The sequence below is a fragment of the Coleofasciculus sp. H7-1 genome (assembly GCF_057473865.1).
On the sequence record NZ_JBYCCT010000069.1, the window covers coordinates 50,455 to 62,563 of the forward strand.

The window sequence follows — 12,109 nt, forward strand, 5'->3', positions numbered from 1 at the left end:
AAGGTACTCTTTCCCAAGATAGAGTTTGAGGCGGCAAATTTCAATTATTGTTACGCTTAAACCTAGATTCTCGCTTCCAGAGACATGGTTCTTCCAAGGATGAGAGCGCTTTGCCTGGAATTTGGTGTGAGGTTAGTGGAATAGACGCTCTAGGCAAGCAAATCTCTCCTATTACAGAGGAATTTCAGTGAATTGCTGAAGAAAATATTAAGCAAAGTTCACTCTTCTAGAGTCGGCTAGGATTTCAGAAAAAAGTGGAGTGAGCCTAAGTTTTTAGTCTCATTCTCTAGGTCAACCCGGAAGGGATGCCTAAAGTGCTGAATCTACTATGAACATTCTTCTGTTAATACCCATACCGGCTGCCGTAATTGTCACACCAGGCTGGTGATCTGTGACACTAGCGTTCCAGTGGGTAGCGGCAAAATAGTATAAAAGGAGCCGAGTAAAGGTGGACAGATAAAATACTGACTACTATCACTCAACAAACCAAGGTTTCAATTACAAAATAGATTCTACAAAGGAGGTAAAAGCCATCATGGCACCTACGAACTTTTCTCGATTTCTCCGTTTTCTTCAAGAAGATTTAGCAATATCCAAGGCATCGATTGCGATCGCTTTGCGGCGTCGAGAACAAGATCCCGGTCCATTGCCGATGATCTTATGGCAATACGGTTTAGTAACGCTGGAACAGTTAGATCAAATCTATGACTGGTTGGAAACTGCATAAGACTTGATGATTCGGCGAGGAGCAAGAAAGTTATGTCAGAGCAATTGGGCGTTGGTACTTTCCCGACCCATCAGCGAAGACTCAACAAATGTTGTCAATTACAATTTACTGCACCAAAAAGAGCGGGTCAAGTATTTGACCCGCTCTTTTTAGTTGTTAGTTTTTAAAAGCTAGTTTTACCACATAATATGCCTCGATTAATTAAGCTTTATTCTACATTTTGCCAATCCATGAATCAAAAACTGTTCGTAAATATAGCAATTCTAAATAAATTGTGAGAAACAGCCATAGGTGAAAAGCTTTGGAAAGTCAAAGAATTGACGATAAGTTACGAACTCAAATAAATACTTCACGACACCAAAAGATTTGCACAGGCGATCGCACTCTCGGATACATTGCTTTGCTTGCAACCAAATATCCTCAATTGGGTTCTGCTGGGAGTTATGGGGCGCAAAGCCTAACTTGTGGATAGAGGAGGGGATAGGTGAAAGCGATCGCTATTGGTGGAGGTGTACTAGCGATCTACTTTGCACGAATGAGTTAGAAATGATGACGTATATTCCACAAGCCCCTATATTTACAACAGCTAAGCTAATTCTTACATCATCTGACAAACTGCAACTTCAAGGCTGATTATTTTAATTCAGCGAAAGTCTCCCTTGCCAGTCTTAGCCTTTCCTTTACATTATATTCGTTAGTTAGATCGCGTATTTTCACGGATACGCCTAGAAATTCTTCATCACTTATTAGACGTTGATAGATTTGTTGGAATTCCTCAATATTCTGAATAGTACCTTTTTCTAGCCTTTTCGCTGTACCGACCATGACTGCCTCAAACCAAGTAGGAACAAATGCCTTTTCTCGTCTGAAAGCTTTATTGCCAACGCATTTATAAATTATTTCAATTGTTGGGATAAATGCTTTGATAATTCTATCCCTAGACTGCTGCTTGAGTTGTCTGTTTTTGGTCATATATCTATTTAAAAATTCCTTCATTGATGGCTTGTAATTATTCCCTTCAAAATAAATTGCCAGGAAGCGTAGAATAAGTTCTTGGTCTTTTTTATTCTTATCACAAATGCCAAATATGTTACGCCATGCTCCGTTCTTGTTCATTTCCTCAAGCAAATCATTGAATTCTCCGTGATAAATGCAACCCCGAATTTCCTGGGGTTTTAATAAAGTCCCACCTGTATTCAACCTTTCAAAAATATAGTATATGCTTTCTTCGTTGTTATCATGTGGTTGAACAACAGTTGCAGATAAAACCGAGTTGTCTAATTGCCGCCGATAGGTATCCGCGAGTGTTTTATATGTCTGGCGCTCAAAGTTTGAATGAACCCCTTTCAAGGAAAACGATGTCCGACCTTCTGGAAATTTACCATCGTAAAAAGATTTAAGACTAATTAATCTTTGCTGACCGTCAAGTACTAGCAACTTGTTCGTTTCTGGCTCTCTTGCCAGGAAAATCCCTGGAACCGGCAGACCAAGTAAGAGAGACTCTATCAAACGCGAAGCTTGTTTGGGTTTCCATACATAGGCACGCTGAAAATTAGGAATATATATATCATTATTTCTCAGACGCTTAACTATGCCATCAACATCAAAATCTGTTCGAGAAACTGATATGGAGAACCTGGAAGGGAGGATGTCATCATCATCTTCCAAGCTTTCTTCAATTTGTGTTTCCTGTTCCTCATCTGCTAAATTTTCTGGGTAGTCTGCTTCATTATTCGGTACAAATGTACTCATACTGTAGCGTCGCTTGTGCATGGGTTATTACCGATTATATGGCGATCGCTCTCACCGCCCAAACCTCACCGAAACGCGATCGCTTCTTATTCAAACTCCCCTTGTCCTGGTAAATCTAAAGCAATTAGCAACGCTTGTTCTAGTTGCGCCAACGATGAGGATGAAAGCATCCCACGCAGACGTAAAAAACGAGTTTTAGCTAAAGTGCGAACTTGCTCTCCCAGTGCCACCGAATCTCGCTCCAGCCCACCATCCGGCGCTTGCAGGAGTACCTGACTCGGATAGATACGCTTTCCAATGCGATAAGTTGTACAGGGAACTGCCAGCACAACCTGACTGGCAGCATTGATGGCATCACGGCTGACAATAATTACAGGTCGAATCTCTGCCTGTTCAGAACCTTCAGTCGGATCGAGACGAGCATCGTAGACTTCCCCTCGCCTCATTGCTGAGATTCACCTATCTGAAATGATTCCCAATCAGCCGTAGCAAATTCATTACTAATTTTCACAACTTCCGCCTGATATTCGACATCATCAGCCATTCCCGCAAAAGCTGCATCAATATCAGCTCGTTTTTGAGCCGCCAACTCATGACGCAATGCTAGGGCAACAAACTCATTACGACTCTTGGCTTTTCCTTCCCGCACAGCCCGATCGGTTGCTTCTAAAAGCTCAGATGGTAATGCCAGTGTTGTTCTGACAGTAATATTTTCCATATAACGATGGCATATTGATGCTTAGTTGGATGCCTATTATGACATCAATTACGGTTTGCAGGCGATGAATTACACTGTAGCCACTTCACAGAGTGATGCAAAACATCAAGTTTTGGGAACCTTCCAGCCCTAACCGGAGCTTGGTGGTAATATTGTCAATCAAGCTAGGGGTGCCTGGATTTACAGGCTGAGATTACACCCTTAGAACCTGAGTCCGGCTAATACCGGCGGAGGGAAGCTGTTAATTGAGGAATTCAATATGCGGACTGAATGGATCGCTAAGCGGCGTGGACAGAGCAACGTCTCTCAAATGCACTATGCCCGTCAAGGTGTGATTACTGAAGAAATGCAGTATGTAGCACAGCGGGAAAATCTCCCAGTTGAGCTGATTCGGGATGAAGTGGCGCGGGGACGAATGATTATCCCCGCCAACATCAACCACACCAACCTAGAACCGATGGCGATTGGCATCGCCTCGAAGTGTAAGGTGAACGCCAATATCGGCGCTTCCCCCAACTCTTCCAATCTGGATGAAGAGGTCGATAAGTTAAATCTGGCTGTAAAATATGGCGCTGATACCGTCATGGACTTGTCCACCGGCGGCGGCAATTTGGATCAGATTCGCACGGCAATTATCAACGCCTCGCCCGTTCCCATTGGCACAGTGCCAGTTTACCAAGCCTTAGAAAGCGTCCACGGCACGATTGAAAACCTCACCGCCGATGACTTTCTCCACATAATTGAGAAGCACGCACAGCAGGGAGTAGATTATCAAACCATCCACGCCGGGATATTAATTGAGCATTTGCCTTTAGTGCGCGATCGCATCACCGGGATTGTTTCTCGCGGTGGCGGCATTCTGGCACGGTGGATGTTGCATCATCACAAGCAAAATCCGCTTTATACCCACTTCCAAGACATCATCGAAATTTTCAAAAAATACGATGTCTCCTTCAGTCTGGGAGATTCCCTGCGTCCCGGTTGTCAGCACGACGCCTCAGATGCCGCTCAATTAGCCGAACTCAAAACTTTAGGAAAATTGACCCGCAAAGCCTGGGAACATGACGTGCAGGTGATGGTGGAAGGGCCAGGACACGTCCCAATGGATCAAATCGAGTTTAATGTCAAAAAGCAGATGGAAGAGTGTTCTGAAGCACCCTTCTATGTGTTGGGACCACTGGTTACAGACATTGCCCCCGGTTACGACCACATCACCTCTGCGATTGGTGCAGCAATGGCTGGTTGGTACGGTACGGCGATGCTGTGCTATGTGACACCCAAAGAACACTTAGGGCTGCCGAATGCTGAAGACGTGCGGAATGGATTAATTGCCTATAAGATTGCGGCTCATGCTGCCGATATTGCACGGCATCGTCCGGGGGCACGCGATCGCGATGATGAACTTTCCAAAGCGCGTTACAATTTCGACTGGAACCGCCAGTTTGAATTATCCCTCGACCCCGAACGCGCTAAGGAATATCACGACGAAACTCTGCCAGCAGATATTTATAAAACTGCTGAATTCTGCTCAATGTGCGGTCCGAAATTCTGCCCGATGCAGACGAAAGTGGATGCCGATGCTTTGACAGAACTGGAGAAATTTTTGGCTAAGGAACCCGTAACTCAAGGCTAAAACAATGTTAAACATCGTTACCAAGTTGAGCATGGTAACGATGTTTTAGGTAGCACGCTATTAAGTAAAATTATAAAATGGAATTCTTTCTATGGCTTTAGATTTTGAAACTGCAAAAGCAGTAGCTGCTTTTGGCGGTTTTATAATAGCTATAGTTAATTTCTGCTATAGCATTTGCTATAAAGAGTTTTTGTTGCAACCTATCTTAAAAGGAAGAATAATTAGCATTGTTTACATAAGTCCAGAAATGATGTTTAATTATGATAATTTTGGTGTGCATAAGCAAATAAAAGGTATTGGATATGCACTAAAATTATCTATAACTGCCTCGAACAAAGCTTTTAATATCAAGCAAATTAGGATGAATTTTAGATATAAAAATGATTCTAACTTGTACGAGGGTTTGATTTATACAAATCCCCGTTTGTCTTTATCATTAATAGATGGAAAAAAGAAGGATTTATGTATTCCAAACTCAGAGCTTCTTCCTTTTTTAAATGTATTAGAAAAAGATAAAAATAATGTATGTTATGTAACTTGCATAGTTGAAAAGCCAATTAATGAAGAAACAAAAAGAAAATTAGATTTTAAGATTAGTGAATCTAATCCTAAACAGATTTTGCTACAGACTGAATTGTTTTTATTTTCAGAAGTAGAAATATTTTTTTATGATTATGATAATAACTGTAAATCTTTAACTTTGAAGCAAAAAGATATTGATCCAAAGCTTCAATTTTATGAAGAGCGTCTATGGGTAGATATGGGTGATGCTCACTAATTTAGGTTTACTTCGTCAACCCAAAATATTCAAAGCTTATTGTAATAGGAAATACTGGGTTGTGTTTCTTAGCCCAACTTGGGGCAATGGGCTTTGGCGTAGCGTACCGTAGGCGATCGCGCTATCTCGCACTACACATAAGTGCGATCGCGCAATTTTTAACAGCAATAGAATTCGCTCAAGTTACGGGAATATTCACTCGGCGAACATCTCAGCCAAGCTATCGAGAACAGCTCTTTGCTCATCGGGGCTAATTTGACCAAGGTGTTTAACTAATCGAGTTTTGTCTACTGTGCGGATCTGGTCGAGAATAATTTGTCCATCTTTACTTTGAAATTGAGAAGCTATACGGGTAGGATATGTTTGACCCTTTGTCGTCATTGGTGCAATGATGACTGTAGCAATATTGCGGTTCATTTCATCTGGAGAAATCACTAAACAGGGTCGTGTTTTCTGAATTTCACTACCAACAGTAGGATCGAGATTAAATAGGAAAACATCAAAACGTTTGACTATCATTCCCATTCAACCTGTTCCCAGTTAGTAGGGATAACATCGTCAAGCAAAATATCATCGTGTCGTTCGGACATTTTGGCAAAGGCTTCATCCCATCCCACACGAGATCTTGCCGCTGGGCGAATAATCAAGCTCGCGCCTTGCACTTCAATTTCAACTTCTGTATGAATACCGCTTTGTTCTAAAAGCGGTTTAGGAATACGAATTCCCTGAGAATTACCAATTTTAACAATTCTGGTTTTGATAGCTGCATTCATATCTAAGTAGCTTTAAAAGGAAAAGTAGCTACATTGTACTTACAACAATCAGACTCGTCAATAGTCGTGGGTGAGAGTGGCATAGTGCGATCGCGTAGCTTACCGTAAATAATCACCTAGCATTGCCAGTGGCGAATACTGAGTTTATTTTAGGTTTAGCACTGCTCAAAAGTCTTTCTCATGAGCAGGATTATCAGTCAGCTAAATGTAAACTTGAGCGACAATATTAAGCCTGCATCTGCTTATATCGTTCCTGAAGATCCTGAATCGAAAACACCGCCTGAAACTTTAGCCCAACTGACTGGTATAACTCGGCACCGCCTTGTTGTCTATCTACCAAAGAAATTACCTGTTCAACCTCATAACCGGCATCTCGCAGACGCTCAACTGCTTTCATTGCAGATTTACCAGTTGTAACCACATCTTCCAAAACTACCACTTTCGCACCCGCAGGGAGAGTAGGACCTTCTATATATGCCTGTGTTCCGTGTCCCTTGGCTTCTTTCCGAATAATTAACGCCGGTAAAGGTCTATTTTCATAGGCGGAAACTACGCTTACTGCTGTCACAATCGGGTCGGCTCCCAGCGTCAATCCGGCAACTGCCTGGGTATCCATCGGCAGCAGCGATAACAGAATCCGACCTGTTGCTAAAGCTCCTTGGGGATGAAGCGTTACTGGCTTGCCGTTAATGTAGTAAGAACTGCACTGCCCCGATGACAGCACAAAATCTCCCTCTTTATAAGCCAGATGGCAAAATAAATCCAGCAGTTGCTGGCGTAGCGTTGTTAGCTCGGCAGTAGCATAAGAGCCAGTTAAATCAGTCTGGGGTTGGATTTTGTGGATCATCACTAGGACAGAAAAAGAGTGGAGATATGACAATTTGACTAACAATCATCCTAAACTTAAACTTTAGATAGTATTCAGCCAAAGTTGAGGGACGAGATGGGAATGCGCTTGACTAATTTAATCAGTGTGTTGGTTCTCAGTGCCGCTTCGACTGTCATTGCCTCTAGCGCGATCGCTCAGCAAACACTCTCTAACTTCCAGCCAGTACCTTATACCTCGATTCCGGACTTATTTAATCGAGCTATCAGTGAAAACTCTAAAGACTTTTTCGGCAACCAATCTTACCGACGGGAGTTAAATTTCATCATTGGCCCTAGTTTTCCAGAAAATGAGATCGAGCAAGACACTAAGATAGTCGATAACCTTTACCGGGAGCTACTCTTTCAGCAGACTTCCAGTGACTTTATTATTCGCACTCCCGATCTCCCTAATCCTTTCAATACCTCAATTCTGCAAAGCCCAGCTATCAATGTAAACGTTACTGGTAGTGGTAGACCCGTAACAGGCAGCGAGTTCGTGTTTGAGAACCCCCCACAGCCCTAAATCAGAAAAAGAGGAAAAGACAAGCAAAGATTGTTTGTCTTTCTTACTTCTGCCTGGTCGCGGTTTAAAATTTGACTTTTTCAAAATTCACGGGGCGAGATTTTGACAAGCTATCAGGGCTGGCTTTTTATAAACTCTATTTCTTGAACTGACGTTAAGCTTCCAACTTACTTTGTTCAGTTGCTTTCCACCATTGGGAAACATCTGGCGTTTTAGATATTCTGCTGAAATTTTCGATAAAAGTAAATTATCGAGAATAATTTTATTAATAGGTTTCTTAAGATCGTGATACGCTAATAAACTGCATTTATCCTGAGCGCATTGTACTTTCCGCTAGAGCGCTTCTGGGGAATTTGCTTCAAGGATACTGAATTTATGGGAATGCGCCCTACCGGAATCGAACCAGTCTGAAGGCGAATTATGAGTTCGCTGCCTCCCCAATCGGCCAAGAGCGCATGATTGATTTCGTTGCCAGGATTGACTGATTTGATGACTGCATCCCATCAGTCAATCCTGGCTGGATTGTTATTTTATACAATTATGGACGCTAAGTCCACTCCAAAGCGGATGCGTAGTATGATTCCTGATAATAAATTATAAGCGCTGTTTTCTAAAATAGAGATAAATCTTCGGCGTGACATTGACCGATTCGCTATCATAGGTTCCACTGCTGTCAGTCGTCAGCTATGTATAGCAGTTAGTCGGTGTCGCGGCAATTTTTGTAGCTTGAGCAACCAATGAAACTAAATTCAACTGTCGCACTTACGTTAATTTTGCTTGCCATGATGTTAGGCGCTGGCTTTGTAAGTGCGATGTGGGGGTTTACTGTAGGTCATGAAGCCCTTAAAGGAGTAACGCAGCCGGATGTGCGCCCTACCAATAAATTGGCTGGTAGCAAGCGGGCAACTCCTGGTAAAGAAGGAGTGGCAATTTTGCGCGAGGTTGATATCCTGGCAAGTGTCAAAGCACAAATGAGCGGTAAGGGTAAAACCGTTATTAAGCCTGAACCGAAAGAAGAGGAAACCAAAAGCAACAGCGAGCCTAACACTCCTGAGGAGACCTCTGAGCAGGAAAATAAACAGCAAAATTTCCCGATTACAAGTCAGGACAAGGGCGTGAAGTTGGAGATAGGCTCAGCGCGTCAGCAAGGAGGGTCTTTGTTGCTGAATGTGAGCCTGAAGAATGAGGGAGGGAATGCTGTACGGTTTCTGTATAGTTTCTTGAATGTAACGGACGACCAAGGTCGAGCTTTAAGTGCTGTGACTGAAGGTTTGCCAGGAGAATTGCCACCAAATGGGCAAAGCTTTTCGGGGACGGTGAGTATTCCCACGGCTTTACTAGAAGACGCTAAGCAGCTTTCTTTGACTTTGACAGATTATCCCGATCAAAAACTCCAGCTGAAAATGTCTGGAATTCCAGTGGTGAAGTAGGCGTTAGGTGGTAGGTAATAGGGGCTTTTCTTGTACCGTGACCGTACAGTGGGTAGTGGATTCTACCCACTACTCATTACCGACTACCGATTACCAACGATTCGTTGCCCAATACCCAATACCCAATACCTTCGTTACGGATGGATACCCCCGTGTTGGCGATCTTGACGGTGAATGCTTTTCCTAGGCTCACCGCGCAAGACGTTCTGCTGCGATTATTATCGGTGCTACTGCTGATTGCCATTAATGGTTTTTTTGTCATCGCTGAGTTTTCGATAGTTTCGGTGCGGCGATCGCGCATCAATCAGCTAGCCGAAGCGGGCGATATTCAGGCAAAAACGGTTCAAAACTTGCAAGGCAGCATCGATCGGCTGCTTTCTACTACTCAACTAGGGATTACTCTCTCTAGTTTGGCTCTCGGCTGGATTGGCGAGAGTACAATGGCAATTTTAGTGTCCGCTTCAATAGCGCACTTGCCTCTATCTTGGAAGGTGAAAGTAGCGATCGCTCATTCCCTTTCGGTGCCGGTTGCTTTCTTCCTGATTGCCTATCTGCAAATTGTTTTGGGTGAACTATCCCCGAAATCAGTGGCACTGCTTTACTCGGAACAACTGGCGAGGTTTTTGGGACTGCCAATCAGAGCGATCGCCCGCTTTTTCAACCCGTTCATCTGGATTCTCAACCAATCAACGCGCTTGCTGTTGCGGCTGGTAGGCATTCAGTACACCGGACAAGGCTGGTATGCGCGCGTTACCCCCGAAGAATTGCAAATGATTATCACCACAGAGCGCGAGTCTACAGGTCTGGAAGCCGAAGAACGAGAGTTGCTCAACAACGTGTTTGAGTTTGGTGAGGTGTTGGCGGAAGAAGTGATGGTTCCCCGCACCAGCATTGCCTCCATTCCCTGTGACGCCACTTTTCAAATCTTTCTAGATGAAATTACCTCCACGGGTCACTCCCGCTATCCCGTCACGGGAGAATCCCTCGACGATATTCGCGGCATTATTTACTTCAAAGAGTTAGCTGAACCTTTAGCCAAAGGGGAACTAACCCTAGATACACCGATTCAGCCTTGGATTCGACCCGCTCGATTTGTGCCCGAAGGACGACCTTTAAGCGAACTTTTGCCGATGATGCAGCGAAGTCACCTGGCAATGGCGATCGTTGTGGATGAATTTGGTGGCACCGCTGGGTTAGTAACAATTGAGGATTTGATTGCTGAAATTATCGGCTACGAGCCAAAATCTGAGAATAAAGAAGAGTTAGCTGTACAAATTTTGGATGAGCAGACTTTTCTGGTGCAAGCACAGATGAATTTGGAAGAAGTCAACGAATTTCTGGATCTCAACTTGCCCCTGATTGATAAATACCAAACTTTGGGCGGCTTCCTGCTTTACCACTATCAGAGAATTCCTACCCAAGGCGAAACCCTACGCTATGACAACCTTGAGCTGACCATCGTTTCTGCCGAGGGTCCACGCCTGCACCAAATTCGCATTCACCGACGAGAGACGACATTTGCTAGCAATGGAGCCAACGGATCTGATGTCTCAGATGATGTCTCAGATATAGATGCTAAGGTTGCAGCAGATGACATAAAGGAATCAGAAATTGCGAATCAGGAATCAGGAGTCAGCATAAATTTTGAATGATAAAGTTTAGATTCTAACTTGCCATTCGTTTACATCTGGGACATCCCCAGCTTTAGTGACTCTTCGCTGCATAGGGAAGCGGATCTTGTAATCCCAGCTCAGCAAAAGCAGCTAGACGCAACTGGCAGGAATCACAAACGCCACAAGCCACTTCGCCTCCGGTATAGCAAGACCAAGTTTGCTCCCAAGGAACGCCTAGCTGATTTCCGAGCTGAATGATTTCCGTTTTTTTCAGGTTTATCAGGGGCGTCATGATGCTAATCGGCTGTCCCTCTCGTCCCTGTTTCGTTCCCAGTCGAAAGATTTCCTGCATTGCCTGGATATAATCGGGACGGCAATCTGGATAACCGGAATAATCTAAAGCATTAACGCCAATATAAACCCGCTGAGCGTTGATAGTTTCTGCATAAGCTAGGGCAAAGCTCAAAAAGATGGTGTTTCGGGCGGGGACATAGGTTACAGGGATACTTTGAGCCATTTCATCAAGCGATCGCCCTTCTGGTACGTTAATAGCACTGTCTGTGAGCGCAGAACCGCCCCAGCGACGCAAATCAAACGCCACTACCTGATGTTCTAGTACACCAGCGAGGTGGGCGATCGCTGTCGCAGACTCTAACTCTCTCTGGTGCCGCTGCTGGTAATCAAACGAGATAGCATAACACTCACAGCCATCAACCTTTGCCTGATACAGTACCGTCGAAGAGTCTAACCCCCCAGACAACAAAACAACCGCTTTCACTTCCCAGCCCCCTCATACCTGGATTTTTACTTCTGCCAACTTTTAGCTCAGGACTTACACAACATCACCACATTTGGGGGCAACCACAGGGGGATTGCCCCTACAAAACACTATATGTATAAGCTTTGCGTAAGTCCTGAGATGTTTCCCTCCGTCGGTTCTTGTAATTGACCGCTGTCCACTGCCTACTAAATCCCTCAGTCCTCACTCCTCACTCCTCACTCCTCACTATTGAATCCTCACTTCCTCAGTCCTCACTTCCTCAGTCCTCACTCCTCACTCCTCAGTCCTCAGCCCTCAGTCCTCACTCCTCAGTCCTCAGCCCTCAGTCCTCAGCCCTCACTCCTCAGCCCTCACCCCTCAGTCCTCACTCCTCACTCCTCACTCCTCACTCCTCCCCAGATGGACGGGAGAGAAAGTGACACATTTACCAGCTGCTAATTTACAAACCTCAACAAAATGGAAGATGAGCCAACTCTCACAAATTTGAGAAAGTTAGACACAGCTTTGAAATTCT

15 protein-coding genes, 1 tRNA gene, 1 pseudogene and 1 riboswitch are annotated in these 12,109 nt (G+C 44.1%); of the genes and pseudogenes, 7 read left to right on the plus strand and 10 right to left on the minus strand.

What is annotated here, in order from left to right; genetic code table 11:
- Positions 1-535: 535 nt before the first annotated feature.
- Positions 536-727 (plus strand): DUF2949 domain-containing protein, encoded by a 192-nt coding sequence (locus AC2VDX_RS19140; RefSeq protein WP_190411931.1) that lies wholly within the window; start codon positions 536-538, stop codon positions 725-727.
- Positions 728-990: 263 nt separating this feature from the next.
- On the opposite strand, the pseudogene AC2VDX_RS19145 reads toward AC2VDX_RS19140, so the two are convergent.
- The 4 genes and pseudogenes from AC2VDX_RS19145 to AC2VDX_RS19160 form a co-directional block, all read right to left on the minus strand.
- Positions 991-1,182, minus strand: a pseudogene (locus AC2VDX_RS19145) (IS630 family transposase); the annotation flags it as partial.
- Between the two features lie 178 nt (positions 1,183-1,360).
- A complete protein-coding gene (locus AC2VDX_RS19150; protein WP_378173960.1) occupies positions 1,361-2,500 on the minus strand; it encodes a GmrSD restriction endonuclease domain-containing protein in 1,140 nt (379 codons plus the stop codon).
- Positions 2,501-2,565: 65 nt separating this feature from the next.
- The gene (locus tag AC2VDX_RS19155) at positions 2,566-2,925 is read right to left on the minus strand and encodes a type II toxin-antitoxin system PemK/MazF family toxin (protein WP_378173957.1); all 360 of its coding nucleotides are present in this window, start codon (positions 2,923-2,925) and stop codon (positions 2,566-2,568) included.
- A complete protein-coding gene (locus AC2VDX_RS19160; protein WP_378173954.1) occupies positions 2,922-3,197 on the minus strand; it encodes a ribbon-helix-helix domain-containing protein in 276 nt (91 codons plus the stop codon). Before AC2VDX_RS19160 ends, AC2VDX_RS19155 begins: the two co-directional genes overlap by 4 nt.
- A 156-nt stretch (positions 3,198-3,353) precedes the next feature.
- Positions 3,354-3,450: riboswitch (TPP riboswitch) on the plus strand.
- Between the two features lie 6 nt (positions 3,451-3,456).
- On the opposite strand from AC2VDX_RS19160, the gene thiC reads away from it, so the two are divergent.
- Positions 3,457-4,830, plus strand: coding sequence for a phosphomethylpyrimidine synthase (gene thiC, locus AC2VDX_RS19165; protein WP_378173951.1), 1,374 nt, complete (start codon positions 3,457-3,459; stop codon positions 4,828-4,830).
- 91 nt (positions 4,831-4,921) lie between these two features.
- Positions 4,922-5,608, plus strand: a complete 687-nt coding sequence (locus AC2VDX_RS19170; protein ID WP_378173948.1) for a hypothetical protein — start codon at positions 4,922-4,924, stop codon at positions 5,606-5,608.
- A 36-nt stretch (positions 5,609-5,644) separates the two neighbouring features.
- On the opposite strand, the gene AC2VDX_RS19175 is transcribed toward AC2VDX_RS19170, so the two are convergent.
- From AC2VDX_RS19175 to pyrE, 4 genes are all read right to left on the minus strand, one after another.
- Entirely contained in the window at positions 5,645-5,776 is a 132-nt protein-coding gene (locus tag AC2VDX_RS19175; protein ID WP_378173946.1) for a hypothetical protein, read from the minus strand.
- A 27-nt stretch (positions 5,777-5,803) separates the two neighbouring features.
- Positions 5,804-6,133, minus strand: a complete 330-nt coding sequence (locus tag AC2VDX_RS19180; RefSeq protein ID WP_378173943.1) for a type II toxin-antitoxin system PemK/MazF family toxin — start codon at positions 6,131-6,133, stop codon at positions 5,804-5,806.
- Positions 6,124-6,381, minus strand: coding sequence for an AbrB/MazE/SpoVT family DNA-binding domain-containing protein (locus AC2VDX_RS19185; RefSeq protein ID WP_378173940.1), 258 nt, complete (start codon positions 6,379-6,381; stop codon positions 6,124-6,126). Before AC2VDX_RS19185 ends, AC2VDX_RS19180 begins: the two co-directional genes overlap by 10 nt.
- Positions 6,382-6,607: 226 nt before the next feature.
- Entirely contained in the window at positions 6,608-7,228 is a 621-nt protein-coding gene (gene pyrE, locus AC2VDX_RS19190; protein ID WP_378173937.1) for an orotate phosphoribosyltransferase, read from the minus strand.
- Positions 7,229-7,330: 102 nt separating this feature from the next.
- Here pyrE and AC2VDX_RS19195 point away from each other — a divergent pair, with 102 nt between their 5' ends.
- Complete coding sequence (locus AC2VDX_RS19195) at positions 7,331-7,771, plus strand: hypothetical protein (protein WP_378173935.1); 441 nt, start codon at positions 7,331-7,333, stop codon at positions 7,769-7,771.
- A 382-nt stretch (positions 7,772-8,153) separates the two neighbouring features.
- Here AC2VDX_RS19195 and AC2VDX_RS19200 read toward each other — a convergent pair.
- Positions 8,154-8,226: transfer RNA gene (locus tag AC2VDX_RS19200), tRNA-Met, on the minus strand.
- A 282-nt stretch (positions 8,227-8,508) separates the two neighbouring features.
- On the opposite strand from AC2VDX_RS19200, the gene AC2VDX_RS19205 reads away from it, so the two are divergent.
- A complete protein-coding gene (locus AC2VDX_RS19205) occupies positions 8,509-9,201 on the plus strand; it encodes a hypothetical protein (protein WP_378173932.1) in 693 nt (230 codons plus the stop codon).
- 140 nt (positions 9,202-9,341) lie between these two features.
- Positions 9,342-10,853 carry a hemolysin family protein gene (locus tag AC2VDX_RS19210; RefSeq protein ID WP_378173929.1) on the plus strand — a complete coding sequence of 504 codons (1,512 nt, stop codon included), beginning with the start codon at positions 9,342-9,344 and terminating at the stop codon, positions 10,851-10,853.
- 52 nt (positions 10,854-10,905) lie between these two features.
- Here AC2VDX_RS19210 and queC read toward each other — a convergent pair whose 3' ends face one another.
- On the minus strand, positions 10,906-11,592 hold the full coding sequence (queC, locus tag AC2VDX_RS19215; protein WP_378173926.1) for a 7-cyano-7-deazaguanine synthase QueC: 687 nt from the start codon (positions 11,590-11,592) through the stop codon (positions 10,906-10,908).
- A 167-nt stretch (positions 11,593-11,759) separates the two neighbouring features.
- On the opposite strand from queC, the gene AC2VDX_RS19220 reads away from it, so the two are divergent.
- A complete protein-coding gene (locus AC2VDX_RS19220) occupies positions 11,760-12,014 on the plus strand; it encodes a hypothetical protein (protein WP_378173923.1) in 255 nt (84 codons plus the stop codon).
- Positions 12,015-12,109 lie beyond the last annotated feature (95 nt).